Origin of the sequence: Streptomyces sp. NPDC001568 (assembly GCF_042893755.1) — a bacterium.
GTDB lineage: Bacteria > Actinomycetota > Actinomycetes > Streptomycetales > Streptomycetaceae > Streptomyces.
In genome coordinates this window covers 436987-462661 of sequence record NZ_JBIAVF010000004.1, presented here as the reverse complement: position 1 = coordinate 462661, position 25675 = coordinate 436987, and the positions used below count along the sequence as shown (strand labels likewise).

At 73.1% G+C, this 25675-nt stretch carries 23 protein-coding genes and 1 pseudogene; 9 read left to right on the top strand and 15 right to left on the bottom strand.

The window, feature by feature from the left end; genetic code table 11:
* Positions 1–74: 74 nt before the first annotated feature.
* Genes ACFY0I_RS10190 through ACFY0I_RS10180 form a run of 3 tightly spaced genes read right to left on the bottom strand, consistent with a single transcriptional unit; the run spans position 75 to position 2259 of the window.
* The gene (locus tag ACFY0I_RS10190; protein ID WP_388892724.1) at positions 75–992 is read right to left on the bottom strand and encodes an ABC transporter permease subunit; all 918 of its coding nucleotides are present in this window, start codon (positions 990–992) and stop codon (positions 75–77) included.
* A complete protein-coding gene (locus ACFY0I_RS10185) occupies positions 989–1876 on the bottom strand; it encodes an ABC transporter ATP-binding protein (protein ID WP_388892722.1) in 888 nt (295 codons plus the stop codon). Before ACFY0I_RS10185 ends, ACFY0I_RS10190 begins: the two co-directional genes overlap by 4 nt.
* The gene (locus ACFY0I_RS10180; RefSeq protein ID WP_388892720.1) at positions 1873–2259 is read right to left on the bottom strand and encodes a GntR family transcriptional regulator; all 387 of its coding nucleotides are present in this window, start codon (positions 2257–2259) and stop codon (positions 1873–1875) included. Before ACFY0I_RS10180 ends, ACFY0I_RS10185 begins: the two co-directional genes overlap by 4 nt.
* A 146-nt stretch (positions 2260–2405) precedes the next feature.
* Between ACFY0I_RS10180 and ACFY0I_RS10175 the strand changes: the two genes are divergently transcribed.
* Both ACFY0I_RS10175 and ACFY0I_RS10170 read left to right on the top strand, forming a co-directional pair.
* Positions 2406–2999, top strand: a complete 594-nt coding sequence (locus ACFY0I_RS10175; protein ID WP_388892718.1) for a TetR/AcrR family transcriptional regulator — start codon at positions 2406–2408, stop codon at positions 2997–2999.
* Positions 2996–4399, top strand: a complete 1404-nt coding sequence (locus ACFY0I_RS10170) for an MFS transporter (RefSeq protein ID WP_388892716.1) — start codon at positions 2996–2998, stop codon at positions 4397–4399. The genes ACFY0I_RS10175 and ACFY0I_RS10170 overlap by 4 nt, the downstream gene beginning before the upstream one ends.
* Here the strand turns inward: ACFY0I_RS10170 and ACFY0I_RS10165 are convergent.
* From ACFY0I_RS10165 to ACFY0I_RS10145, 5 genes are all read right to left on the bottom strand, one after another.
* A complete protein-coding gene (locus ACFY0I_RS10165) occupies positions 4389–7655 on the bottom strand; it encodes a TIM-barrel domain-containing protein (RefSeq protein ID WP_388892714.1) in 3267 nt (1088 codons plus the stop codon). The two genes, ACFY0I_RS10170 and ACFY0I_RS10165, sit on opposite strands and share 11 nt — an antisense overlap.
* Positions 7656–7851: 196 nt before the next feature.
* On the bottom strand, positions 7852–8628 hold the full coding sequence (locus ACFY0I_RS10160; protein WP_388892712.1) for a class I SAM-dependent DNA methyltransferase: 777 nt from the start codon (positions 8626–8628) through the stop codon (positions 7852–7854).
* A 160-nt stretch (positions 8629–8788) separates the two neighbouring features.
* Positions 8789–9742: an ABC transporter permease subunit gene (locus tag ACFY0I_RS10155; protein ID WP_388892710.1), complete on the bottom strand. Its 954-nt coding sequence runs from the start codon at positions 9740–9742 to the stop codon at positions 8789–8791.
* Positions 9739–10668, bottom strand: coding sequence for an ABC transporter ATP-binding protein (locus ACFY0I_RS10150; RefSeq protein ID WP_388892708.1), 930 nt, complete (start codon positions 10666–10668; stop codon positions 9739–9741). Before ACFY0I_RS10150 ends, ACFY0I_RS10155 begins: the two co-directional genes overlap by 4 nt.
* On the bottom strand, positions 10665–11087 hold the full coding sequence (locus tag ACFY0I_RS10145) for a GntR family transcriptional regulator (protein ID WP_388892706.1): 423 nt from the start codon (positions 11085–11087) through the stop codon (positions 10665–10667). The genes ACFY0I_RS10150 and ACFY0I_RS10145 overlap by 4 nt, the downstream gene beginning before the upstream one ends.
* Before the next feature lie 247 nt (positions 11088–11334).
* Here ACFY0I_RS10145 and ACFY0I_RS10140 point away from each other — a divergent pair, with 247 nt between their 5' ends.
* Positions 11335–13845, top strand: a complete 2511-nt coding sequence (locus tag ACFY0I_RS10140; protein WP_388892704.1) for a serine hydrolase — start codon at positions 11335–11337, stop codon at positions 13843–13845.
* 110 nt (positions 13846–13955) lie between these two features.
* On the opposite strand, the gene ACFY0I_RS10135 is transcribed toward ACFY0I_RS10140, so the two are convergent.
* A complete protein-coding gene (locus ACFY0I_RS10135) occupies positions 13956–14528 on the bottom strand; it encodes a helix-turn-helix domain-containing protein (protein ID WP_388892702.1) in 573 nt (190 codons plus the stop codon).
* Positions 14529–14653: 125 nt separating this feature from the next.
* Between ACFY0I_RS10135 and ACFY0I_RS10130 the strand changes: the two genes are divergently transcribed.
* The 5 genes and pseudogenes from ACFY0I_RS10130 (at position 14654) to ACFY0I_RS10110 (ending at position 18430) form a co-directional block, all read left to right on the top strand.
* Entirely contained in the window at positions 14654–15433 is a 780-nt protein-coding gene (locus ACFY0I_RS10130) for an ABC transporter permease (protein WP_383988091.1), read from the top strand.
* Entirely contained in the window at positions 15430–16146 is a 717-nt protein-coding gene (locus ACFY0I_RS10125) for an ABC transporter ATP-binding protein (protein WP_388892700.1), read from the top strand. Before ACFY0I_RS10130 ends, ACFY0I_RS10125 begins: the two co-directional genes overlap by 4 nt.
* A gap of 66 nt (positions 16147–16212) precedes the next feature.
* A pseudogene (locus ACFY0I_RS10120) lies at positions 16213–16785 on the top strand (ABC transporter substrate-binding protein); the annotation flags it as partial.
* Positions 16781–17230 (top strand): hypothetical protein, encoded by a 450-nt coding sequence (locus ACFY0I_RS10115; protein ID WP_388892699.1) that lies wholly within the window; start codon positions 16781–16783, stop codon positions 17228–17230. The pseudogene ACFY0I_RS10120 and the gene ACFY0I_RS10115, both read left to right, overlap by 5 nt.
* Positions 17231–17320: 90 nt before the next feature.
* Entirely contained in the window at positions 17321–18430 is a 1110-nt protein-coding gene (locus ACFY0I_RS10110) for an aryl-sulfate sulfotransferase (RefSeq protein WP_388892697.1), read from the top strand.
* A gap of 69 nt (positions 18431–18499) precedes the next feature.
* On the opposite strand, the gene ACFY0I_RS10105 is transcribed toward ACFY0I_RS10110, so the two are convergent.
* The gene (locus tag ACFY0I_RS10105) at positions 18500–18700 is read right to left on the bottom strand and encodes a hypothetical protein (RefSeq protein ID WP_388892696.1); all 201 of its coding nucleotides are present in this window, start codon (positions 18698–18700) and stop codon (positions 18500–18502) included.
* Positions 18701–18961: 261 nt separating this feature from the next.
* Here ACFY0I_RS10105 and ACFY0I_RS10100 point away from each other — a divergent pair, with 261 nt between their 5' ends.
* Positions 18962–20557 carry a phospholipase gene (locus ACFY0I_RS10100; RefSeq protein WP_388892694.1) on the top strand — a complete coding sequence of 532 codons (1596 nt, stop codon included), beginning with the start codon at positions 18962–18964 and terminating at the stop codon, positions 20555–20557.
* Between the two features lie 28 nt (positions 20558–20585).
* On the opposite strand, the gene ACFY0I_RS10095 is transcribed toward ACFY0I_RS10100, so the two are convergent.
* From ACFY0I_RS10095 to ACFY0I_RS10075, 5 genes are all read right to left on the bottom strand, one after another.
* Entirely contained in the window at positions 20586–20972 is a 387-nt protein-coding gene (locus tag ACFY0I_RS10095; RefSeq protein WP_388892692.1) for a hypothetical protein, read from the bottom strand.
* A gap of 305 nt (positions 20973–21277) precedes the next feature.
* On the bottom strand, positions 21278–22195 hold the full coding sequence (locus ACFY0I_RS10090; RefSeq protein WP_388892690.1) for a MurR/RpiR family transcriptional regulator: 918 nt from the start codon (positions 22193–22195) through the stop codon (positions 21278–21280).
* Between the two features lie 111 nt (positions 22196–22306).
* Positions 22307–23107, bottom strand: a complete 801-nt coding sequence (locus tag ACFY0I_RS10085; protein WP_388892688.1) for a hypothetical protein — start codon at positions 23105–23107, stop codon at positions 22307–22309.
* On the bottom strand, positions 23107–24381 hold the full coding sequence (locus ACFY0I_RS10080) for a VWA domain-containing protein (protein WP_388892686.1): 1275 nt from the start codon (positions 24379–24381) through the stop codon (positions 23107–23109). The genes ACFY0I_RS10085 and ACFY0I_RS10080 overlap by 1 nt, the downstream gene beginning before the upstream one ends.
* Positions 24382–24471: 90 nt before the next feature.
* Positions 24472–25665, bottom strand: coding sequence for a cytochrome P450 (locus ACFY0I_RS10075; protein WP_388892684.1), 1194 nt, complete (start codon positions 25663–25665; stop codon positions 24472–24474).
* Between the last annotated feature and the right edge of the window lie 10 nt (positions 25666–25675).

Below are 25675 nucleotides of genomic sequence, written 5' to 3'. Positions count from 1 at the left end.
GGCCGCCAACGGATTGGCGGGCCGTACGCGGCCGGCCGCCGGGGCGGCTCGACGCGTACGGCCCGGTGCCGGCGTCAGCCCCGGCGGGCACGCAGGACGCGGAAGGCGGCGTGGAGGGCGAGGGCCGCCAGGGTCAGGACGGCGGCGCTTTCGATGAGTTGGGTCAGCCAGTAGTGCGCGTACGGGTGGTAGTCGACGTACCGGCCGGTGACCCGGAGGTCCGCGGCGCAGGGGCCGAGGCCGCCGGACGGGCTGGTGCAGGCCCATTCGGGCATGCGCTCGCCCGTGGCCTTGAGGAGGCCGGATTCCATCAGGAACGCCGATCGGGGCACTCCCGTTTCCGGCCGTTCGGTGAGCGGGGTGGTGAGCGTCACCGGGGTGAGGACGGACCAGCGCAGGAATCCGAACACCACGACCACCAGGCCCGTGACGGCGCCGGCGACGAGCAGGGCGGGCAGGGTACGGCGGATCCACTGCCCGACGACGGCTCCGACGCCCACGCCGAGCAGGCAGTAGGCGACGACGACCGGTCCGGTCGCCTCGTAGGTGCCGCGGTCGGCCCAGGAGAGTTGGTAGGCACCGGCCACCGGGGCCCAGCCGAAGCGGTACACCCCGATCATGGCGGCCGCGCAGGCCGCCGACACCACCGCGGCGACCGAGACCTTGGAGGCCAGCCAGGCCTTCGGCGTCGTCGACTGCGTGAGGGCGAGCCGGTACGTCCCGCTCTCCGTCTCCCGGGCCAGCATCGGGCCGGCCACGAACGCGGCGATCAGCACCGGCAGGATCAGCATGCCGCGCCCGGCGCCTTCCAGGGCGCTGGGCCGCAGGTCGTACCAGATGTTCGGATCCAGGGTGCCCCGCGGCGAGGACAGCACGCGCAGGGCGACGGCGGCCACGAGGCACGCGGCGACGGCGGCCGGGAGGGCCCACAGGGCGCGCCGGTGTTGGCGGACCGTGACCCAGTGGGGGCCCTTCAGGGTCAGGACGCTCATCCCCGCACCGCCTCGGCGCCGGAAGGCTGGAGCGCCAGGGGCGGGGCGTCGGGGGCGCGGAGATGCGCGAGCAAGAGTTCCTCCAGGGTCGGGTGCGCCGCGTGCCAGGTGTCGGTGTCGACCGGGCCCCCCGGCCGCACGAGACTGATCAGCTGTCGGCCGGTGGTGCGGGATTCGACGACGGTGTGCGCGGCGAGTTCGTCGGCGGCCGTGGCGGGGCCGGTGAGCAGGCTGTGGGCGGTGATGACGTCCTCGATGGGACCGGAGATCCGGATCCGGCCGCCGTCGACGAGGAGCAGCTGGTCACAGGCCCCTTCGAGCTCGGTGAGGATGTGCGAGGACATCACCACGGAGGTGCCGTTCTCGGCGGCGTCGCCCATGAGGACGCCCATCAGCTGCTGTCGGGCGAGGGGGTCGAGGTCGGCCATCGGTTCGTCCAGCAGGAGCAGCGTGGGCCGCTTGGCCAGGGCGAGCGCGAGGGCCACGCGGGTGCGCTGACCTCCGGAGAGCGTCCGTACGCGGGTGTCCTCGCGCAGTCCGCCGGCTTCGACGATGCGTGCCGCCTTCGCGGCGTCCCAGCGGTCGGGGTTGAGTTCGTGGCCCATGCGCAGGGTCTCGCCGATGGTGAGCTGCGGGTACAGGGGCTTGTCCTGGGCCACGTACGCCAGCGTCTCGCGGGAGGCGGAGCTGTTGATGGCGCCCTCGGTCGGGCGTTCCAGGCCGGCCGCCAGCGTGAGGAGGGAGGACTTTCCCGCGCCGTTGGGGCCCACGAGCGCGCAGACCCGGCCCGCGGGGAGCCGGAAGGAGCAGTCGCGCAGGGCCCAGGTCCCCTTCCGTCCGTAGCGCAGGCCGAGGCCTTCCGCCTCGATCGCCATGTCGTTCACGCGTCGTCCCCCTTGAAGTGTTCGTCGAGTGCCGCGGTGAAGTGGGCGGCCACGTCGTCCCGCGCGAGGCCCGCCTCACCGGCGCGCCGCGCCCAGTCGGCCAGTTCCTCCCACAGGGGCGATCCGGCGGGCGCGGCACCCAGGGTCCGGCGGACGAAGGTGCCCATGCCGCGTCGTGCTTCGACGAGGCCTTCGCGCTCCAACTCCCGGTAGGCCTTGAGGACCGTGTTCGGGTTGATGGCGGTCGCTTCGACGACCTCGCGCGCGGTGGGCAGTTTGTCGCCCGGTTCCAACAGGCCCAGGCGCAGGGCCTGTTTGGTCTGCTGGACGATCTGGAGGTACGTGGCCATGCCGCTGCGCCGGTCGATGCGGTACTCCAGCACGCCCCATCACCACCCTTTCACTAATTAACTAGTGAAAGGGTGGCGGAGGGAGGGGACGGATGTCAACCTTCCGCTTGAGTCGGGGCAGTTGGAGAGTCGGGAGCAGGGGGTAGACACTGTCTACTACCGGCTGGTAGACAGTGTCCATGGAACCCGGAAGCCCGCTGCGCGAGCGGTTGATCGACGTCGGAGTGGAACTCCTCACGACCGAGGGGAGCGGAGCCCTGGGGCTGCGGGAGATCGCCCGTCGGGCCGGGGTCTCGCACGGCGCGCCGCGGCGCCACTTCCCCACGCACCGGGCCCTGTTGTCGGCCATCGCCCGCCGCGGCTTCGCCGATCTCGGAGCCCGGTTCGCGGCCGGGGACACCGCGGGTCGGGCCCCTCGGGAGCGGGTACGGGCCCTCGCGACGGCATACGTCGACCACGCGCTGGAGCACCGCGGCATGTTCGAGTTGATGTTCCGTCACGACCTGCTCGACAGCACCGGCGAACCGGACGACGGGCCGAGGCTGCGGGAAGCGACCCTGCCGCTGTTCGCCCTGCTCGTCTCCCTGGTCGCCCGGTGCGGGGCACCGGATCCCGAGGTGAGCGCCGCCGCCCTGTGGGCCAACCTGCACGGCGTGGCCCAGTTGTGGGCGACGGGCAGCCTGCCGCTCGTTCTCGACGGAGGCCCGCAGGCCGGCGTCGAGCGGCTCGTCGCCGCCGCCCTGGACGCGCACCTCGGGCCGGAGCCGGCATGAGGAGGCGGCTCGCGCTCCTGGTCAGCGTGGCGGCGGCGATGCTCGTCGCCCTCGACGGCACCGTCCTGATCGTGGTCCAACCCGCGCTGCGTCAGGACCTCGGGGCGAGCGCGGCCCAGGTGCAGTGGACGAGTACCGCCTACCTGCTCACCGTCGCGGCGTTCCTCGTGATCGCCGGCCGGCTGGGCGACCGGTACGGGCACGTCCGGCTGCTGCTCACCGGCGTACTGGGCTTCGCCACGGCCTCGGCGGGGATCGCGCTCGCCTCCGACGTCGGCTGGGTCATCGCCCTGCGGGCCGTCCAGGGGCTGTTCGGGGCGCTGCTGCAGCCCGCCACGCTCGCGCTGCTGCGGCTCACCCACCCGCCGGAGCGGCTGAGCACGCCGATCGCGGTGCGGACCGGCGCGATCGGTCTGGCCGCGGCGGCGGGGCCGCTGCTCGGCGGGGTGATCGTCGCGCAGTGGGGCTGGCGGGCCGTGTTCCTGGTGAACGTGCCGGTGGCCGTCGTCATCGCCGTCGCGGCGGCGGCCGTACGGGTCCCCACCGCGCCGGAAACGACCCGGACCCCGATGGGCGTGGCCGGCCCGACGCTGCTCGCGGCGGCCGTCGCGGCGGCGGTGCACGCGCTGGCCGGGGCGGCGCAATCCGGCTGGACGGCGCCGGGCACCCTGCTCGGATGCGGCGCTGCGGCCGGACTCGGGGCCCTGTTCGTACGGCGCGAACGGCGCGGCTTCCGCCCGCTGGTGCCGCCCGCCGTGGCCCGCTCCAGGCCGGTGGCGGCTTCGATGGCGCTGCTGATGGCCGTCTCGGCGGGGATGTTCGGCGCGCTGTTCACGGCGACGTTCCTGTTGCAGGACGTACGGGGGCTGGACCCGATGGAGACGGGTCTGCGGGTGCTGCCGATGACGGCGCTGATGGTCGCCGGGGCGCCGGTGGCGGGGCTCGCGCTGCGCCGGCTGGGCCCGCGGCGCACGGCCCTGGCGGGGACGGCGCTGGTGGTGACCGGGATCGCCGCACTGGGTTCGGGCGGGCCGGTGGCGTTCGGGGTGTTGGGCGCCGGGTTCACCGCCGTGATGGTCACCGCCACCGCCTCGGTCGTGGGGGACGCCCCGCCCGGGTACGCGGGGGTGGTGGGCGGGCTGAAGCAGACGGCGATGAACGTCGGCCCGGCCCTGGGCATCGCGGTCGCGGCGGGTGCGGGCGCCGGGGCCGCCGGCCCGGTACCCGCCGCGACGGACGCCGCGGGTCGCACGCTCGCCGTACTCGCCGCGCTCGCCGCGACCGGGCTGCCGGCCGCGGCGTTGCTCCCGGGCCGCTCCGGCCCGGCGGGCGTCGTGCGCGGGGCTCTGCCCGGCGTGGGGGGCCGGACAGAACCCCGCGCACGACGGGTCAGGGAGTGAGCGTCCAGCGCTGGGCGGCGGCGCCGGTGCAGGCGGCCCGGGTGAGCCGGGTGCCGTTGGCGGTGCCCGACCCGGCCGGGGTGAGGCACTGGTCGGCGGTGCGCAGGCTGCCGTCCGGGGCGGTACGCCAGATCTGGCCGGAACTGCCGTCGCAGCCCCGTACGGTGACCTTCGCCGGGTCGGCGCCGTCGAGGCAGACCCCGCCGAGGCCGGTGAGGCGGCCGTCGGAATGCGGCGTCCAGCGCTGGTTCGGGCCGCCGTGGCAGGAGTACAGCGTGGGTTCGGTGCCGGGGGTGGTGGCGCTGTGCGGGAGGTCCGCGCAGCGGGCGGAGGCGGCGTTGACGAGGGTGACGTCGGCCGGGAGCGGTGCCGGACGACCGGTCAGGGTGAGTTCGGCGAGGCTGGTCCAGGGGCCGCGGCCGGCGGCCTCGGTGAGGGCCCGGAGCCGGAGGTAACGGCCGGTCCGGGGGGCGAGGGCGATGTTCTGGGCGCTCGCGCCGTCGACGAAGGCGCCGGTGGCCGCCGGGGTGCCCCAGTCGGCGGTGGAGTCCGAGACGTACACCTCGTAGCCGCCGATCCGGCCGTTCACGCCGCCGTCCTGGCGGGGCAGGACGCCGAGCCCGTCGACGGTGTGGCGGGCTCCGAGGTCGAGGACGATCTCGTGCGGCAGCGCGGCCGGCGCGCCGGCGGACCAGGCCGTGTGCCAGTGCGTGGCGGGGTCGCCGTCGAAGGCGTTGCGCGCGGACCCGTTCTCGGCGCCGGTCTCCTGGCTGTCGGCGGAGACCAGGCTCCACCGCGACGGGTCCAGGGGTGGCGAGCCGGCCGGCACCGGATCGGCCGTCGGGACGGCCACCCCGGCGGCGGTGACGGTGAACGCCCCCGCCTTCGTACCGGACTTGACCCACAGGATGCCGGCGCGGTCGGCCGGGTCGAAGAACCAGCCCGTCGCGGCGGCGTCGTAGGCGCTCTTGTCGGTGAGGCGGGCCAGGGGGGCACCGTCCACGGTGAGGGCGGTGGGTGCGGAGGCCACGTGCAGGCTGAACTCGTAGCCGCGCGAAGCGGGTTTGCCGGTGTACTGGCCGGTGGGGGCGCCGACGGCGACGGTGACCGTGCCGGTTCCCGTCGCGGGGGCGGTGACGTCCACGCGCTGGCGGGCGAAGGCGCCCGACTCGTGGGCCCGGGTCAGGCCGTCGTCCTCGTAGAGACTGAAGGTGGAGGTCCCGCGCGGGTGGATGTCGTAGGTGAGGGTGGAGACGGGCTTCTCGCCGGTGTGGTTCATCTGCGGCCACATCGGGACGATCGCGCCGCCCTTCACGAAGAGCGGCAGGGTGTCGAGGGGCGCCCGGTAGCCGTTCAACCAGCCCGGCCCGGCGTAGGTCCTCCCGCTCCAGTAGTCCGTCCAGGTCCCCGCGGGCAGGTAGATGCCGTCGCGGACCGAGGTGTCGGAGACGACGGGGGCGACCAGGAAGGAGTCGCCGGCCATGAACTGTCCGCTGGTGGCGTTGCCGCGGGCCACCGGGTCGTCGGGATGCTCCAGGACCAGGGCGCGGGTGCTGGGCACCCCGCTCTCGTGGGCGACGCGGCTCATCGTGTACAGGTAGGGCATCAGCCGCATCTTCAGCTGGAGGTACTTGCGGTTGATGGACAGGTACGGCTCGGCGAACCGCCAGGGCTGCTTGTCCTGGTAGCCGGCCGACGGGCCGGTGGCTCCCCAACCGGACATGGTCATGAAGGCCGGGGTGAAGGCCTTCCACTGGAGGTCGCGGACGTACGTCTTCGGGCTGCCGCCGAAGATGCCGTCGACGTCGCCGGCGGCGTGGTTGAGGGCGGAGAGGCCGGCTCCGGTGATGGCGGGGACGTGCCAGCGCATGTCGTCCCAGGTGCCGTGGGTGTCACCGGTCCAGACGACGGCGTTGCGCTGGGTGCCCGCCCAACCGTCGACGGTCCAGACGTAGCGGCGGGCGTCGGAGTTCCTTTCGATGCCTTCGACGGCCTGCCGGACCCCGTCGAAGGCGTACTTGTAGCCGCTGCCGATCCACGCGACGTCCGTCTTGACCCCGCGGCTGCCGGCCCCGGCGACCTCGTCGGCGATGGAGCCGAGCCCCGTGGACGTCCACAGGCCGGTCCGGAACCCCTTGGCCGCCAACGCGTCGACGGTGGATTTCAGGGGGGCGGTGTAGCCGCACCCGTAGCCGTCGTTGGGCAGGAACCAGCCCGAGGGCATGTCGGCGGCGCGGGCGTCGGTCGCGTATCCGATGACGTCGGGGGTGCTCTGGTGCCGGAGGCGGTCGTGCCTGCCCTGGTAGTCGGGGTTGGAGGCGTTGAAGCAGTCCGCGTTGCCGAGTTCGAAGCCCCACAGGGGCGCCATGAACGGTTTGCCGCTGACGTCGGTGTACGCGTCGAGGACGGACTTCGGGGAGTCCCCGGTGAAGTACCAGGCGTCGAAGCGGTCCTCGTCGTGGGTGAGGGCGGTGGGCGCGTCGAAGGCGTACGAGCCGGGGGCCCAGGTGTTGCGCATGACGCCGTAGCCGTTGGTCGACATGTAGAAGGGGGCCGGGCTGGCATTGTCGTTCTCACGCCACTTGTTGTCCACGGCGACGGGAACGGTCTTGCCGCGCAGTGCCCATTCGCCGAGCCGTAGGCCGGTGCCGTAGAACTGCTCGTCGGCTCCCCGGGCCAGGTACTGGGTGGTCCTGCCGCCGCCCCAGCTGGTGGGCCGGGTCTCCTGCCAGACGAGGGTGGAGTCGTCGGCGCGGTAGACGGAGAACCGCAGGGGTGACTTCTCGACGCGGATGGACACGGCTCCGGTGGTGATCCGGTGGTGCCCGCCGGCGTCGGTCGACTCGGCGTCCACCGGGCCGAAGTCGGTGGTGGGCGCGAGGTCGGAGCCGGCCGGGTCGTCGGTGAAGGACCCGTCGGGCGAGATCCTGATCCGGAATATGTCGGCGCGGGCGACCGTCACCCGGGCCTTGGCCCCGCTGGACGTGCTGATGGTGAAGGTGTTTCCGGCCCGGGTGAACCCGGTGACGTTCCCCGCCGTCACCGTGGGGGCGCTCACGGACCGGGCCGGATCGGGTCCCGCCGCGCGGGCGGTGGCCGGGCCGACGGCGGCGAGTGCCGCGACGGCGAGGGCGGCGGCCGACAGGGCCTTGAGCGGGGCCCGACGGCGGGCCGGGCGGCCGGATCGGGCGGTCCGGTGCGGGGGTGGCGGTGGGGGTGGGGGGTCGTGCCGGTCGCGCCTGGTGCTCGGTGTCATCGGGCAGCTCCTCGTGCGGTCCGGATCGCGGACACACCGCTTTGGCATGCTCCCGGCAACATAGCGGCCCCGAGCGTCCACTTGAAGGAAGTTGCTCGAAATCGTCTCGTATCACGCACCTTTGAGCACTCCGCGAGGTGGGCGCCCGCCCGGGCCGCCCCGGGAAGCCGTTGCGGCGGCTTCCCGGGGCCGCCGGTCAGGCAGCGGTGACGCGGATCTTGGACTGGCCGTGGCCGAGGTGCTCCCAGTCCTCCATGAAGCGGGCCCGCAGACCGTGCTTGGCCGCGAGGTCCACGAGGGTCCGCGTGCGGTAGTAGAAGTCCTCGCGCAGGACCTGGTGTTCGACGCCCTCGGTACGGTCGAAGGTGAAGTCGAACCGGCCGCCGGGCGCGAGCACCCGTCCCACGTGGGCGAGGCATTCGTCGATGATGTGCAGCGGCGAGTGCGAGAAGACGCTGTGGGCGTGCACCACGTCGAAGTGGTGGTCGGGCAGGAAGTCCAGGGTCAGGTCCTGGGTGATGGTGAGGTGCGGCAGTTTGGCCTGGAGACCGCGTCCCGTCAGGGTCTGCTTGGCCGCGATGAGGATGTCGGGCGATATGTCGATGCCGTAGTAGTGGCCCGCGTCCAGGTGTTCGATGAACCGCCAGCCGGCCCGCAGGTTGCCGCAGCCGATGTCGAGCATCCGGTGCCGGGGCGTCAGGCCGTGCTCCAGCAGGTAGTCGAACTGCATCTTGCCGAGCGCCAACCAACGGTCGTGGCTCTGGCTGCCGACGGCCGCCTCCGGATTGCGGCCGGTGTCGGAGGCCATGACGGCGCGGTAGTACCCCACGTGGTCGGGGTGCTTGAAACGCAGCCAGCCGTCCCGGGCGGCCCGCCGGACGTACGGGGCGATGCGGGTCGGGTTGCCCAACGCGTAGCGGACCTTGTGCCCGACGCCGGAGCGGTTGGCGGTGAGGTTCTTCTTGGTGGCCATGAGGGGTCCCCCCTGGGGTACGGAGAAGAGGTGCGGTGGTGATGCGCGCACCGCACGGCGGGTCGAGCCGTACGGTGGGCGGGCGGTGGGGTGGACGGGCGGTGGGGTGGTTCGGGCCGTGCGACGGAGCCGGCGGTGCGGCGGACGGGCGGTCCGGCCGTCAGGCGGTGCGGCGGCGCAGGACGGCCAGCGTGACGGCGATCAGTACGGCTGCCAGGCCCAGGTAGAGCGCGGTGTCGATCCACTGGAAGGTCCAGAAGTCGCTGCTGGGATAGACCTTGTGGTAGCGACTGGTGAAGCCGTTCTCGTCCATGCACTGCTGGGCGTCCCACCCGGACGTCTGGCACCATTCGCCGATGGAGAACTCCCGCCCGTCCGGCGTGCGGTAGCCGAACTCGCCCGTGGACCAGGCGCTGCCGACGAGTCGCTTGGGCGTCATGCCGGGGGTGATCCGGGTCTCCGGGTCGATCCAGGAGGTGCGGAAGTAGGTGACGGCGAGCATCGTCGCGCCGATCACGCCGAAGGCCGCACCCATGGCGGGCAGCACCTTGCCCACGAGGAGCCCCGCGAGGGTGCCGACGGCGAGGGCGAACAGGGCCGTGGCGAGCGGGGCCGGTCCGGTCGCGTCGTAGACGGCGGCGTCGTGCCAGTAGGGCCCCTCGAGGGTGTTGGCGATCGGCAGCCACCACCAGGCGACGAGGGCCGCGACGACCGCCGACGCCAGCAGGGCGAACAGCGCCGCGAGGCCGAAGCGGGCGGCGAACCAACCGCGCGGGCCGACGCCCTGGGTGAGGGCCACCTTGAACGTGCCGCTCTCCAACTCCCGGCCGATGAGCGGGGCACCCCAGAACACGCCGATGAGGGCCGGAATCGCGAACCCGAGGGTGCCGAGCATCCGGATGCCGTCGACGTTGCCGTTCATGATCTCGTAGGTGGCGACGCTCTCACAGCCGCCGTTCCACCCCGGACAGGGCACCCACCCGTACTCCTCGATCAGCTGCATCATCCCGGAGCGTTGGTACGCCACCCAGACCGCGCAGCCGACGAGCAGGGCCGTACCGGCCAGGATCAGCAGCCGCTGCTGGCGCCAGGCCAGCCAGAGCGCGCCCTTCATGCGGCTGCCTCCGTCGTCGTGGCGTCGGCAGCGGATCGCGGGGAGCGCAGGTGAGCGAGCAACAGGGTTTCCAGGGAGGGGGTTTCGGCGATCCACCGGTCGCCCGGCGCGAAGGGGGCGCCCGGGGACGTGCGGACGAGGGCGGTGACCTGACGGCCACTGGCGGCGGCGTGCACGACGGAGTCGCGGTCGAACCCGCGCGGCAGTCCGTCGGATTCCATCGGGTCGGCCCGGCCGGTGAGCCAGGTGTGCGCGTCGCAGAGCTCCATCACGTCCCCGGCGAGCCGGACGACGCCGCCCTGCAGCAGGACCACGTGGTCGCAGACGTCCTCCATCTCGGCCAGGACGTGCGAGGACAGCAGGATGCCGGTGCCGCGTTCGGCGGCTTCCGTCATGAGCAGGGACATGACCTCGTGCCGGGCGAGCGGGTCGAGGTCGGCGAGCGGCTCGTCCAGCAGGAGCAGATCGGCGCGCTTGCCGAGGACCAGCGCCAGGGCGACCCGGGTCCGGTTGCCCCCGGAGAGGGAGCCGATGCGGGCGCCGAAGGGTATGTCCCCCTGACGCACGAGCCGTTCCGCGGCGGCCCGGTCCCACTGGCCGGGGTTGAGCCTGCGGCCCAGACCGAGGGTCTCCTCGACGGTGAAGCCCGTGTGGAGCGGCTTCTCCTGTGCGAGGTAGGCCGTGCGCCGGCGGGCCTCGCGGGTGCCGGGGGCGGCGCCGAAGACACGTATGCGCCCGCCGGTCGGGCGCATCAGCCCCGCGGCGAGTTGGAGCAGTGTGCTCTTGCCCGCACCGTTGGGCCCGACGAGCGCGGTGACGCGCCCGGGGGGCAGTTCCACGTCGCACCCGTGCAGGGCCGGCCGGCCGCGGAACTCCTTGCCGAGGCCCGTCGCCCGTAGTGCCGGCGCGTGGGTCGGATCGCTCACGCCGTTTCCTCTCTCGACGTACCGGACCCCTCGGGCCCGGATGTGCTGAAGCTGTCGTCCACGGCCGCCGCGACGAGCGCCGTGATGTCCTCCCGACCGAGGCCCGCCTCGCGCGCCCGGTGCATCCAGGCGGCCAGGGCCAGGCGCAGCGGCGAATCGGCCGCCGCCCCGGGGTGGGACAGGGACCGGCGCACGAAGGTTCCGGCGCCGGGGCGCGGCTCGACGAGCCCTTCGCGCTCCAGCTCCCGGTAGGCCTTGAGGACGGTGTTCGGGTTGATGGCGGTCGCCGCGACCACTTCGCGGGCCGTCGGCAGCCGGTCACCCGGTTCGAGCACACCCAGTCGCAGCGCCTGCTTGACCTGGGTGACGAGCTGCAGATAGGTGGCGACGCCACTACGACGGTCGACTCGGAATTCCATCAGCTCCACCTCATTCCACTAACACGTTAGTGGAATAGTGCAGGGTGGGATCGTGCTCGTCAAACCGCGGCGGCGGAGTATGACCGAACGGTCACAGCTTTCGGCGCGGGGAACGCGGGGCCCGCAACGCACATCTAGGGATGCGGCGGGCTCCGGAAGGGGCGCGCCGACGTGTCGGCAAGAACCGGCCGGTTCGGCGCCGCACGAGCGGCCGGACCGGGTGTGAGCAGCAAGGTGGGCGCTGGAGATGAAGGCGGAATCGGTGGCGGGCGAGGCGACGGCGGCCGGTGGCGACGGAGCGTCGGGTTCGGGGAACGGAACGGCCGCTCCGGCCCCGGACCGCGCCCCACGGGACACCCCGGTCCGGGAGAACGGCGGGGACGACAAGCACACCGAGGACCGGGCGAAGACTCCGAGCCCGCCGGAGAACACCGAGGACGGGGCGAACGCCCCCGGCCGGGCCGAGAGTTCCGCGGACCGGGCGAAGACCCCGCCCCAGGAGGAAGGTTCCAGGGAACCGGCACGGAACCCGACCCCGGCAGCGGGCTCGGGGGAACCCGCTCCGGTTTCGAGCCCGACCGAAGCTTCCGAGCAGCCGGCCGCCGACGACGACGCGCAGGACACCACCCCGGGTCCCGATGACGAGACCGCGCGGGCGGTCGCCGCGGAGGCCCGCGCCGAGCCGGACGACGCGCACACGGACTCCCCCACCGCCGACGCGGAGACGGGTGCGGGTGCGGGCACGGACGCGGGCACGGACGCGGGTACCGACACGGACGCGGACCCGAGTGCCGAACCGGGTACCGACACGGACGCGAGCGGCGACGCGGGGACCGACGCGCACGCGGAAGCCGACACCGCCGCGAGCGACGGCGCAGGCGCCGACGCAGGCCGGAACGCGGATTCCGACCCGGACCCCGACGCCGAACCGGGCCCGGCGACTGCCGCCGACACCGACGCCGACGCCGAGCCGGACGCCGCCGGGCGGGATGCCGAGCGCGACGACACCGCAGTACCGCATGCGGCCGGCGCCGACTCCCCCAGCGATCCCCGCACAACCCTCCGCGGCCAGGACGACGCCCCCGACTCGAACCCCGCAGCCGAACCCCGGGCAGCCGAGTCCGACGCCCCGGGACAGGAACCGCAGGCCGACCCCGAGGGCGCGGACCCCGACGCCACCGACGCCGACGCCGACGCCGGCCCCGACGACGGCGACGGCGACGGCGACGGCGACCCGGAAGCCGACCCCGACGCGGCCGACACCGACGCCGAAGCCCGCGAGCCGGAGCCCGCCGCCGAGCGCACGGCACCCGAGCCGGCCGACGACCCCGAGCGCACCAGTACGTTCGTCGCGCTCAAGGACCACCGCTCGGGACGCGCACCCGCAGCCCCCGCTCCGCCCGTCGCCGAACCCCAGGCGCTACTGGCGGCCGAACGGACGCGGGAGGCGCCGCTTCCCCCGCTCGACCTGCTGGCCGAGCTGACCAACACCGCTCCCCCGCCGGAAACCCCGCGCCGCACGATCACGCGCCGCGTCAAGGTGTGGACGCCGATCGTGCTGTTGCTCGGCGCCGCCGCCATCGGGGGGCAGTTGCTGCGCCCCCTGCCGGCGCCGCAGCTCGTCGCGGATTCGACCACGTACGCCCTGGAGGGCAGCACGCAGATCCCCTGGCCCGCCAAGGGTCAGGCGGCGGTCCGGGTGCCGGGCAGCGGCGACGTCGGCTCGTTCGGCGAGCAGAAGCCCGTACCGACGGCCAGCGTCGCGAAGGTCATGACCGCATACGTCATCCTCAAGGGGCATCCGCTGCGGAAGAACGAACCCGGTCCGCGCATCGAGGTCGACGCGGCGGCGGTGGCCGACGGTACCGCCGAGGACGAGTCGCGCATCGAGGGGCTGAAGGCCGGTACGACCTTCAGCCAGCAGGACATGCTCAAGATGTTGATGATCCCCTCGGGCAACAACATCGCCCGCTTGCTGGCCCGTTGGGACACCGGCACCGACTCCACGGACGCCTTCGTCGCGAAGATGAACGCGGCCGCGAAGGAGCTCGGGATGAACGACACCACGTACACCGATCCCAGCGGCCTGGACGCCGGCACCGTCAGCACGGCCGCCGACCAGATCAAGCTCGGCGAGGCGGTGATGAAGGAGGAGGCGTTCCGCGCGGTCGTCGCGATGCCCAACGCGACCATCGAGGGCCTGCCGAAGCCGATCAACAACAACAACGACAACCTGTTGCTGGCCAACGGCCTGAGCATCAAGGGCATCAAGACCGGGTCGAGCACGCCCGCCGGCGGCACCCTGCTCTGGGCCGCGTACAAGACGGTCGGCAGCGAGACGCAGCTGATACTCGGCGCGATGATGGAGCAGCGGGTGGACGGCCCGGACCCCAACGCCACCAAGGCGCTGTCACTGGTGAAGGAGAACAGCCGGAAGGTCATCGAGGCGGTCCGTACGGCGCTGTCGTCGACGACGGTCATCCGCAAGGGCGAGCTCGTCGGTCACCTGTCGGACGGCCTCGGTGGGTCGACGCCGCTGGTGGCCACGCAGGACGTCAACGTCATCGGTGTGCCGGGGCAGGAGCTGCGGCTGTCGCTCGCCCCGGGTTCGAAGGCCGTTCCGCACGAGGCCAAGGCGGGCACCGAGGTCGGCGTGCTCACCGTGGGCGAGGGCGAGGGAGCGAAGTCCGTGCCGGTCGCGGTGGGGAGCGCGCTGGACGGGCCGTCGTTCGGAGCGCGGGTGACGCGCCTGTCCTGAAGCGACGCGATGGGGCCCCGATTCGGATCGTGACCCCGCTTCGTTGCCCCACGAGACCGTTCGGACGGCGCGCAACGCGCCCGTCCGGACGGCCGAACCCGCCTGCCCGCCTATCCGTTCGCGATGACCAGCAGGGTGCGGGCCGGCGCCGTACGTCCGCCGAGTCCGCAGCGGTGCGGGATCTCGCCCCGGTGGTGGGCGCTCCGGCCGGCGCGCAGGACGAGCGGTTCCTCGCCCTCCACCTCCAGGACGATCTCCCCCTCCAGGACGTAGAGGAAGTCCTCGCCCGGATGCTCGAACCAGCCGCGCTCGCCCCGGCCGGGTTCGAAGTGGTGCTCGTAGGCCTCCATCAGCCCGCTGCTCCCGCCGGGGATGAGCACCCTCGCGACCTGCCCGGCGGCCTCGCTCACGCGGATGACCTGCGGATCGCTCTCGTGACTGACGACGCCGGGCCGGTCGGGGCGGCGCAGGAAGGTTCCCGGCGCCACGTCGAGGGCCTCGGCGATGCGGTAGATCGAACTGAGGCTGGGCGCGGCGAGTCCGCGTTCCAGCTGACTGAGGAAGGGCTGCGAGAGGCCCGAGCGGGTGGCCAGTACGGCCATGGAGACGCGGCGGGCGGTGCGGCAGCCGCGGATCGCCCGCCCGACCTCGATCGCTTCGGGCGTGGGTTCGGGTCGAGACACGCTGGTGAACGTACCCCATCGTCGATCTTCGCCCGGGAGGCCCCGGGAGGTTTCGCACCGCTGCAACACCCCGTTCATAAGCGTGGTCAATTATTGACCTCACTTATCAACGAAGGAGTCCTCGCGTGCAAGCCACCCCCTCACCCGTGGGCCGGGCCCTCGGCCGGCTCGGGCCCGCCCTGGGCGCGGCCGGTGCGGTGCTCGCCCTGTGGTCACTGGCCGCCTGGTCCGGCGCCGTGGCTCCGGGGCTGCTGCCCACCCCCGTCGAGACGGTCGCGGCGCTCGTCGACAGCGCCCGCAGCGGGGTGCTGGCCACCGACCTGAGCGCCAGTCTGGCCCGGGCCGGTCAGGGCTTCGCCCTCGGAGCGGTGATCGGGGGCGCGCTCGGCTTCGCGACGGGCTACCTGCCCAGGCTGTCGGCGGCCGTGACCCCGGTGGTCTCCTTCCTCCGCCCGATCCCGGCCATCGCGCTCGTACCGTTGGCGACGGCCTGGTTCGGGATCGGCGAGAGCGCGAAGCGGCTGCTGATCGCCTACGCCGTCCTGCTCGCAGTCTGGCTGTACGTCCACGACGGGGTCTCGCGCGTCCCGGTCTCGCACCTGCGGGCGGCCCGTTCACTGGGGGCCCCGCTGCACCGGCGTTTCACCGAGGTGCTGCTCCCGGCCGCCGCTCCCGCCCTGCTCGCCGCGCTGCGCTACGGCGCGTCCGTCGCGCTGCTGGCACTGGTGGCCGCCGAACTGGGCGGGGCGGACGCCGGGTTGGCGTACCGGCTCCAGGTGGACGGACAGTTCCTGCGGGTGGACCGGATGTTCGCGGGCCTGCTCGTCCTCGGGTTGCTCGGGGTGGCCGCCGACCTCGTACTCGCCGCGGTGGGCCGTCGCTTCGTGCACTGGAGCGCGTCATGAGCCTGACGGTGCGACTGGAGGGGCTGTCGGTCGGGTACGGCGACGCCCCCGTGATGGAGCCCACCGACATGGAGTTCCCGGCGGGCTCGTTCACCGCGCTGCTGGGGCCCAGCGGTTGCGGGAAGTCCACGGTGCTGAACACGGTGGCCGGGTTCGTCCGCCCGGCGGCGGGACGGGTGACGGCCGGACCGGAAACCGTGCGGGGGCCGGGCCCGGACCGGGGCGTGGTCTTCCAGCACTACGCGCTGTTCCCGTGGCGCACGGCCCGCGGCAACGTCGAATTCGCCCTCAAACGGCTCGGGTTGAGTCGCCCGGAGCGCCGCGAGCGGGCCTTGGCGGCGCTGGAGGAGGTCGGACTGGCCGACGGCGCCCAGAAATATCCGGCGCAACTGTCGGGGGGCATGCAGCAGCGCGTGGCGCTCGCCCGCGCCCTGGCCGCGCGTCCCGAGGTCCTGCTGATGGACGAGCCGTTCGGCGCGCTGGACGCGCTGACCCGGGCCCGGATGCAGGGCCTGTTGCGGGAGCTGTGGCGACGCAGCGGCACCACCGTGCTGTTCGTGACGCACGACATCGACGAGGCGCTCGCCCTCGCCGAACGGGTCATCGTCCTCGGCGGATCCCCCGGTCGGGTCCTGGCCGACCACACGGTGACGCCGGGCCCGCCCGACCCTGACCTGCGCGCCCTGATCGCCCGCCACCTCGGCGCCGGCTGAGCGCCCGCGCCACCCCCCGCTCCCCCGCTCCACCCCCTCCCCACTCCGCTCGGAAGGACCCGCACCATGCCCGCAGCCCGATCCATGCCCAGACCCCGCGCGGTGGCCGCCGCATTCCTGGCCTCCCTGCTGTGCGTGCTCGCCACCGCCTGCGGCGGCGGAGCCGATGCCCCCTCGACGCCCGGCGGCCGGCTCGCGGTGACCGTGGCCGGCAGCGACCACCTGGGCGGCGCCCCCGTCCACATCGCCGAGGAGCGCGCCCTGTGGGCCGCCGAGGGCGTCGACGCCACCGTCACCACCCTGCCCACCGGCCGCGACGCCCTGAACGCCGTGCTCGGCGGCCAGGCGCAGCTCGGGATCGTGGGCGACCTGCCCGCCGTGACGGCCGCGTTGAGCGGGCGCGACGTGCGGATCGTCGCCGACCTGTCGCGGTTCTCCGACTGGCGGCTGCTGTCCGCCACCGACCGCGGTATCGCCGGTTTCGCCTCGCTGAAGGGCCGCAAGGTGGGGGTCCCCCGGGGCACGAACGTCGAGTACGCCCTGAGCCGGATGCTCGCCTCGGCGCAGCTGACCGCGGCCGACGTGACCGTCGTCAACCTGGCCCCCAACCAGGTCGCGGCGGCGCTGGCCCGCGGTGACATCGACGCCGGCGTCACCTTCCCCAGCTTCTACGACTGCGCGCACCGCGCTCGGCGGTCGCTACGCCGAACTCCCCTTCACCGGCTACACCGCGCGGACCCTGCTCATCGCGGGCCCCGCCGCGAGCGACGAGGCCGTGACGGCGGTCCTGCGTACGGTGCTGCGCGCGCAGCAGGCGTCGGCCGCCGACCCGGCGGCCGCCCGGGCGGCCGTGGTGGCCCAGTCGAAGGGCGCCCTCCAGGCGGCGTACGTCGATGCCTTCCAGCCCCGCTACACCTACGGCGCGAGCCTGTCCGCCGAGTTGCTGACGCAGCTGACGGACGAGGCCGCCTGGGCCAAGGCCACCCAGTCCCTGCCCGGCGACGCCGACCGGAACGCCCTGCTGGGGAGGCTGCGCCCGGGCCCGCTCAGGACCGCCGACCCGACGGCCGTCACCGTCGGCTGACCGCACCACCTCCGCACCATCCCGCACACCGACCACCGACCACCGACCACCCACCACCCACCACCCACCACCGACCACAGGAGCTCCCCCATGACCGTCGACCAGAACACCCTGCGCCGGCGCGGTACCGGGCTGCGCGCCCACGACCCCGAGCGCAGCCACGGCGGCTACACCCTCTACACCCCGATCACGGGGGACGGCGAGATCCACCTCGTCGACATCGAGGGCCGCACGGCGCACACCTGGAAGTCCCCCCACCCGCCCGGCCGGCAGGCCCAGTTGCTGCCGAACGGCAACCTCTTCTACGCGGCCAAGGACACCTCGGGCCCGACGCTCTTCCCGATCTGGGACGTGTACCACGGCGGGATCTTCCAGGAGCTCGCCCCCGACTCCACCGTGGTGCGCGAGGTGAGGCACCCCTTCCACCACCACGACGCCTCCGTGCTGCGCAACGGCAACCTGCTCATCACCGTGGTGGAGCCGCTGACCCCGGCGGACGCCGCCCGCGTCCGCGGCGGCATCCCCGGCTCGGAGGCCGCCGGCGGAGTGATCTACGGGGACGTGGTGTACGAACTGACGTGGGACGGGGAGACAGTGTGGCGCTGGGCCGCCATCGAGCACCTCGACCCCGAGGAGGTGCCGCTCAACCCGCACTTCGCGCGTGAGCACTGGCCGATGGCCAACACCGTCAACGAACTCGCCGACGGTGGCGTCGTGATCGGTTTCCGCAGCGCGTCCACGACGGTGGCCGTCGACCGGGCCGACGGTTCCGTGCGCTGGCGGATCGGGCCCGACGTCCTGGCGCAGCAGCACCATCCGCACGAGCTGCCCGGCGGCACCATCCTGGTCTTCGACAACGGGACGTACCGCGACACGACGTCCGTGCCGTACTCGCGAGTGCTGGAGCTGGATCCGGTCACGGGCGAGGAGGTGTGGGCGTACGAGGACAACCCGCCGCAGAACTTCTACAGCCCGTACATGTCCAGTGCGCAGCGGCTGCCGAACGGGAACACGTTCATCGCCGAGGGTTCCTTCGGGCGGCTCTTCGAGGTGACCCCGGAGGGGGACGTGGTGTGGGAGTTCGTCGTCCCGGAGTTCGGTGCGTTCAGCCGGGGCACCGGTCTGGAGTCCTCGCGCGGCGCCCAGAACTCGGTGTTCCGCGCCTACCGGTACGGGGCCGAGCAGATCCCGTGGCTGTGAAAGGCCGCCGGCCGGTCCCGCGCCCCGGTCACCCGGGGTGCGGGACCGGCCGGAGCCGGTGCGGCCTCGTCAGTTGTTCGAGCCCACGGTGTTGTCGTGACCGGCGTTGAAGACGTCGTCCGCGGCGAACTGGAGCCAGTCGCCGAAGACGAGGTTGTAGCTGGGGCCTTCCGGAACGGTCACGGTCACGTCGGCGCTCGCGGCGGAGGCACCGGCGAAGAGGAGGGCGCCGGTGGCGAGGACCGTGAGGGCGGTACGGACAGATCGCATGGATCCACCTTTCGAAAGGGAGGGAACAAGGACAGAAGGTAGGCAACCGCGGCCCGGCTGTCCCGGCGCCCGACCGCGTGGCAGCGAGTCCCATCCGAATGGACCAGCCCGGCGGAGGCCGCCCGGCGAGGGTGGCCGGAAGCAGACCCATCCGTGTGAACGCTCGGCTACGGGCTGGTAACTTGCGCGAGTTGATCAAGGCCGGGGGGCCCGGTTGCACCCTGCCGCCCGGCAGAGCCACCCCCCGAGCAAGGAACCACATTGGCCCGCACCGTCCGCACGACGGCCCTCGCCTTCGTCCTGTCAGCCGCCCTCCTCCCCGCGGCCCCGGCCTTCGCCTCCGACGCGCCCACACCCCACCTGGACTCCATCGAGCAGACCCTGCGCCAGGTGTCCCCCGGCCTGGAGGGCTCCGTGTGGGAGCGCACCTCCGGCAACCGGCTGGGCTCCTCCGCACCCGACGGCGCCGACTGGCTGCTCCAGACGCCCGGCTGCTGGGGCGATCCGTCCTGCGCCGACCGCTCCGGCACCCGCAGGTTGCTCGACAAGACGCGGGAGGACATCTCCCAGGCCCGCCAGAGCGTCGACATATCAACCCTGGCGCCCTTCCCCGACGGCGGTTTCCAGGACGCGATCGTGGCCGGACTGAAGGAGGCCTCGCGGAAGGGCAACCGGCTCCAGGTCCGCGTCATGGTCGGCGCCGCGCCGATCTACCACGCCACCGTGCTGCCGTCCGCGTACCGCGACGAGCTGGTGGGCCGGCTCGGTCCGGACGCCGCGAACATCACCCTGAACGTGGCGTCGATGACGACCTCGAAGACGGCGTTCTCCTGGAACCACTCGAAGCTGCTCGTCGTGGACGGCGAGTCGGTCATCACCGGCGGCATCAACAGCTGGAAGGACGCCTACCTCGACACCGCCCACCCCGTGAGCGACGTCGACCTCGCCCTGTCCGGTCCCGCCGCGGGCTCGGCCGGTCGATACCTGGACACCCTGTGGGACTGGACCTGCCGCAACAAGGGCAACTGGGGATGGAGCGCCGCCTGGTTCGCCTCGTCGAACAACGCCGGGTGCCTCACCACGCTGCCCCGGCCCGCCTCGCCGCCCGCGGGTGGCGACGTACCCGTCCTCGCCGTCGGCGGTCTCGGCGTGGGCATCCGGCAGAACGACCCGTCCTCGACGTTCCGCCCCGTCCTGCCGATCGCGCCCGACACCAGGTGCGGCATCGGCCTGCCCGACCGGACCAACGCCGACCGGGACTACGACACGGTCAACCCGGAGGAGAGCGCCCTGCGCGCGCTGGTGGCGAGCGCCACCGAGCACATCGAGATCTCCCAGCAGGACGTGCACGCGACCTGCCCGCCGCTGCCCCGCTACGACGTCCGGCTCTACGACGCGCTCGCGCGGAAACTGACGTCGGGCGTCAAGGTCCGCATCGTCGTCAGCGACCCCGCGAACCGGGGGCCGGTCGGCAGCAACGGCTACTCCCAGATCAAGTCCCTGAACGAGGTGAGCGACGCCCTGCGCGGCCGACTGACCGCGCTGACCGGCGACGAGGGCCGGGCGAAGGCCGCGATGTGCCAGAACCTCCAGCTGGCGACGTTCCGCTCCTCGGACAGCCCGACCTGGGCGGACGGCAAGCCGTACGCCCAGCACCACAAGCTGGTCTCGGTGGACGACTCGGCCTTCTACATCGGTTCGAAGAACCTGTACCCGTCATGGCTGCAGGACTTCGGCTACGTCGTGGAGAGCCCGGCGGCGGCGCGCCGGCTGGCGAGCGGACTGCTGGCACCCCAGTGGCGCTACTCGCAGGCCACGGCGACGTACGACTGGGCGCGCGGCGTCTGCCAGGCCTGACCGACGGCGGCCCGGGGTGGGCGACCGGCTAGCGCTTGCGCTGGGCGGGGGTGTTCACGAGGAGCGCCTCGGAGACCAGGCGCACGCCCCGGGCCAGCCGGCTGAGCTGTTCGAGTTCGATCGCGTACATCCGGATCGTGTTCTCGATGACCGCCTCGGCCATGCCCATCATGGGCAGCTCCGCCCGGCTGGTGTGGAGGGCGACGCGCACGGCACGCATCTCGTGCTGGAGCTGGAGCTGCACGTGGCGGGCGAGGAGGGCGTGGTGACGGGTCAGGGTCAGATAGCCGCCGTAGCGGGCCGGAAGGAGGTCGCGCAGCCATCGGGTGGCGGTGCGTTCCCAGTCGTGCGTACCGGGGCTCTTGACCTGCAGGGGCCAGTCCGGGCTGCGCGTGAGGGTGGCCGTCTGGGACATTCTCGTCACTTCCGAGGGGTGTCGAACTCTGATCGAGACAGTGCTGGGGGCGGCCTCGGCCCAGGGGTTGACCGAGGCCGCCAGGGGCGCCCTGCGGGATCCGAAAGCCTGACTCGACACCCGGTCGCACCGTGAGGAGGAGCGGTGTACCGGGTGTCCGTTCGAGGGGGACGTGGGGACGTCACCCTTGGCATCTGATGGATCCGGAGCGCCGCCGTCAGTAAACATATATACCGTCGAGTAAGCAAGGGTATGAAAAATTTCATGCACCTACCGACATTGAATATTTCCGGTCGGACGGGCGCCTAGAGGAAGAAGCCGTGCTGGTCGGCGACCTGCTCGTACTGTTCCAGCCGGGCCTGGGTCCGCTCGGGATCGGCGTCGGCCATCGCCTGGAGCAGGGCGGCCGACAGCATGCCGGGGGCGGCGTACGAGTCGAAGACCAGCCGCGAACCCGTACCGGCCTTCAGGACCACGTCGGCCTCGTCGACCAGGGGACCCAGGGTCGGATCCGTGATCAGGACCACGCGCAGGCCGGTGCTGCGGGCCGCCCGCAGGGCCGCGAGGGTCTCGTTCGCGTGCCGGGGCATCGCGAAGGCCAGCACCCAGGTGCCGCCCGCCGCCCGGGATTGCAGGAGGGCGTCGTAGGCGACGCTGCCGCCCCGGGTGACCAGGCGGACGTCGGGGTGGATGCGGCGGGCCGCGTACGCGAAGTACTCGGCCAGGGAGACGGAGATCCGCAGCCCGAGCACGGTCAGCGGGACGGAGCGGGCCAGCTCACGGCCGATGTCGAGGACCTGGTTGGTGTCGGCGAGCAGCCGGCGCACGTTCTCCAGGTTCTCGATCTCCGCGTCCACGGCCGCCTGGAGTTCGTTCTGGCGGATCTGTTCCCGGCTGTCCGGGGTGCCCGCGACGGCGCTGAGCGCGATCGGCTGGAGGACGTCGCGCAGGGCCGGGTAGCCGCTGAAGCCGAGGGAGGCGGCGAAGCGCGTCACGGAGGGCTGGCTCACGCCGACCCGCTCGGCGAGCTCGGTGATCGACAGGAACGCCGCCTCGGTGAGGTGGTCGATCAGGTACTGGGCGATCCGCCGCTGGCCCGGGGAGAGCCGGTGCCCGTCGAAGAGCGCGAGGAGTCGGTCGGCCGGCGGCCTGACCTGCTCCGGCGCCCGTCCGCCCGGCGTGATCGCAGCCGCCTGGGCGCGTGCCTGCTGCCCCGATGACACCGGCGGGCCTCCTTCTCACGTCACTCGTGTTCCAACATAGCCCACGCTCCGTGTCCGGTGATCAACTCCCTGGTCGCACGCCGCCGCGCCCGGGGGCGCGGCGGCATCCGCTCAGGCGGCGGGCCGGGAGTCCGCGGGGCGTCCCCGGCCCCGGGTGAGGGTGTACCCGAAGACCCCCGCGAGGGCCGCGAGCACCCCGCCGACGGCCGTCCAGATCCAGCGGTCGGACCACCAGCCACCGGACCACCCGCCCTCGGGCGCGCGCGCCGCCCGCTGCTCCTGCGACGCGCCCGCGATGCCGGGTACCAGGGGCTCGGACAGCGCCGCGTCCACGGCCACGGCCCCGCCCACGTCCTTGACGTCGGCCTCCACCTGCGCCTTGACCGGCAGGCCCAGGTCCTCCTCGGGCAGTCCGACGACCGTCAGGCGTACGTAGTAGCTGCCCGGGAGGGGGTCGTTGGCCCAGGGCTCGGCGCCGGAACGCACCGTGCGCAGGGTGCAGGAGAGTTCGGCGGTCCCGGCCTCCTTGGCCGCCGCCTTCGTCTGCGTCCCGTAGGTGCAGGCCTGGCGGCGGCGCAGTCCGTCGTACACGTCCAGCTGCCAGGTGGCCGGGCCGTGCCGCAGGGCCGGCTCGGGCAGGGTCACCGTCGCCCGTACGGTGACCCGTTGGCCGGCGTCGATCGGGAGCACCCAGTAGAGGTAGTCCCCGGTGGAGGCGGCGGCGGTGGCCCGTTCCCCCGGCCGGAAGGCGGTCGCGGTGCGGAAGCCGGTGCCGGCCTCGGTCGGGCCGGCGGAGTCGCCGGACGCGCTCGGGGTGGGGGTCGGGCTCGGGGCCGCGGTGGCCGGGCCCGCGGCCCCGGCGAGGGCCAGCGCGGCCAGCAGCGCGGCGGTCGTTGTCCTTGCAGTACGCATCAGTTGGTCCTCCAGACGGAGATGCGCCAGCGCGAGATCCAGCCCCAGACCAGGCCCGCCAGCAGGCCGGTGAGGGCGAGCACGGCCAGCAGCCACCAGCCGCGGCCGAGCCCGAAGGACGCCACGTCGGACGCGTCGTCGGGACCGTCGACCACGTCGATGGTCAGCTCGACGGGCATGCCCGGGGCGGTCTTGACGGCCGGACCCGCGGAGAAGGAGTTGCTGACCTGGAGGCATACGGTCTCGGGTGCCGTCCCGGCGTCCCCGTCGGTGTTCTCCAGGGGTGCCTTGGGGTGGCGCAGGCCCGTCGAGATGACGTCGGTGCGGCCGTCCCCGGACTCCGATCCGCGGACGATCTCCCGACCGTGGACGGTCGTCGCGCGCAGCAGGATCCCGTAGTCGCGGTTGACGGCGCGGTCGGCCCCGATGCTCACGGAGGCGCGCAGTTCCTGGCCGGGACGGACGTCGACCCGGTACCAGCGGTGTTCGCCGAAGGTCTCCCGGTCGGAGTACAGGCCGGCCCCGAGCTTCGGGGCGTTCGCGCACTCCTTGGCACCTTCGGTTGCCACCGGGGTGACGACGGGGTCGGCGGCGCGGTCGACGAGTTGTCTGACCCTGCCGGAGAGTTCGGCGGTGTGCTGCACCGAGGTGTAGGTGCCGCCGGTGGCCTCGGCGATGCAGGTCAGCTGGGCGCGGGTCTTGGCGTCCGGGACGAGGCCGAGGGTGTCCACGACGAGGTGGATGCCCTTCGCGGCGATCTCCCGGGCCACTTCGCAGGGGTCGAGCGGGGCGCAGGTGTCCTCGCCGTCGGTGATGAGGACGATCCGGCGGGTGGCGTCGCCGCCCTCCAGGTCCTGGGCCGCTCCGAGGAGGGCGGGGCCGATGGGGGTCCACCCGGTGGGGGCGAGGGTGGCGACGGCGGTCTTGGCCTCGGTGCGGTTCAGCGGTCCGACGGGGTAGAGCTGCGCGGTGTCCTTGCAGCCGAGCGCCTTGTCCTCGCCCGCGTAGCCGGCGCCCAGGGTCCGTATGCCGAGCCGCACGTCCTCGGGCACCGCGTCGAGGACCTCGTTGAAGGCCTGTTTCGCGGCGGCCATCCGGGACTGTCCGTCGATGTCGGTCGCCCGCATCGAACCGCTGACGTCGAGGACGAGTTCGACCTTGGGCGGTTCCTTCCGCGGTCCGTCGGCCGCGGCCGCGGTCGACGGGAGGAGACCCGCGCTGAGGGCGACGAGCAGGCCGCAGGCCGCGGCCGCCAGCCGTTTTGTTGTGATCATCGCCGGATCGTAGTGAGGATCCCGCACCAATCCAAAACGGTCCGCGGCGGCCGCCGTTCACCCTGCGGGGGGTGGTGGGTCGGGTCCGGACTACCAGCGCACCGGGAGACGGGTCGTCCCGTGCATCAGGATGCCGGGGAGCCAGTCCAGGGGGTCGGCGCGGGTGTCACGGGCCAGGTCCGGGAAGCGTTCCAACAGGCCGCGCAGGGCGATGCGCCCCTCCATGCGGGCCAGCGGGGCGCCGATGCAGAAGTGCAGGCCGTGGCCGAACGCCAAGTGGCCCTGCGGGGCGCGGTGGATGTCGAATCCGTCGGGCTCCGGGTACCGGGCGGGGTCCCGGTCGGCTCCGGCCAGGGAGACGAACACCACGGCGCCGGCGGGGATGACCGCCCCGCCGAGCTCCACGTCCCGCGCGGCATGGCGGTAGGTGGCGTTCTGCACCGGACCGTCGTAGCGGAGCATCTCCTCGACGGCGCCGCCCAGCAGCCCGTCGTAGTCGGCGCGGAGCGCGTCCAGTTGGGCGGGGTGGTCCAGCAGGGCCCGCAGACCGTTGGAGATCAGGTTGACGGTGGTCTCGTGGCCCGCGATCAGCAGCAGGAAGGCCATGCCGATCAGTTCGTCGGGGGAGAGCGCGTCGCCGTCCTCGTCGCGGGTGCGGATCAGGGCGCTGAGGAGGTCGTCCCCCGGCGCCTTGGCCTTGGCCTCGATGAGGTCCGCGAGGTAGGCGCCGAGTTGCTGCTGGACGGTCGAGTTCAGGTCGGGGGCGACGGGCGCCACGACGGCGTTGGACCACTGGCGGAAGCGCTCGCGGTCGAGGTCCGGTACGCCGAGCAGTTCGCAGATCACCGTCATCGGCAGCGGGAAGGCGAGCGCCTCGATCAGGTCGGCGGACCGTTCGGGGCGGGCGGCCATCGCGTCCAGCAGTTCGTCGGTGATCTGCTGGACGCGCGGGCGCATCGCCTCGACCCGGCGGGCGGTGAACTCCCTTGCCACCAGGCGGCGCAGGCGGGTGTGGTGGGGCGGGTCGGACTCCAACATGTTGGTGCCCGCGCTCGTGGCCACGAGCTCCGGGTACATCCCGGAGGTCCGCCAGTCCTTGAGGAGGTCGGGGTGGTTCAGCGCCTGGCGGGCCTCCTCGTAGCCGACGACCAGCCAGTTCGTGTCGGCCACCATGGCCATGCCACTGACCTGGTGCACGGGCCCGGCGGCACGCAACTCGGCGTAGAAGGAGTGGGGGTCGGCGTCGAAGTCCCGCGCGGCGGTCCTGATGTCTACTACAACCATCACGCCACAC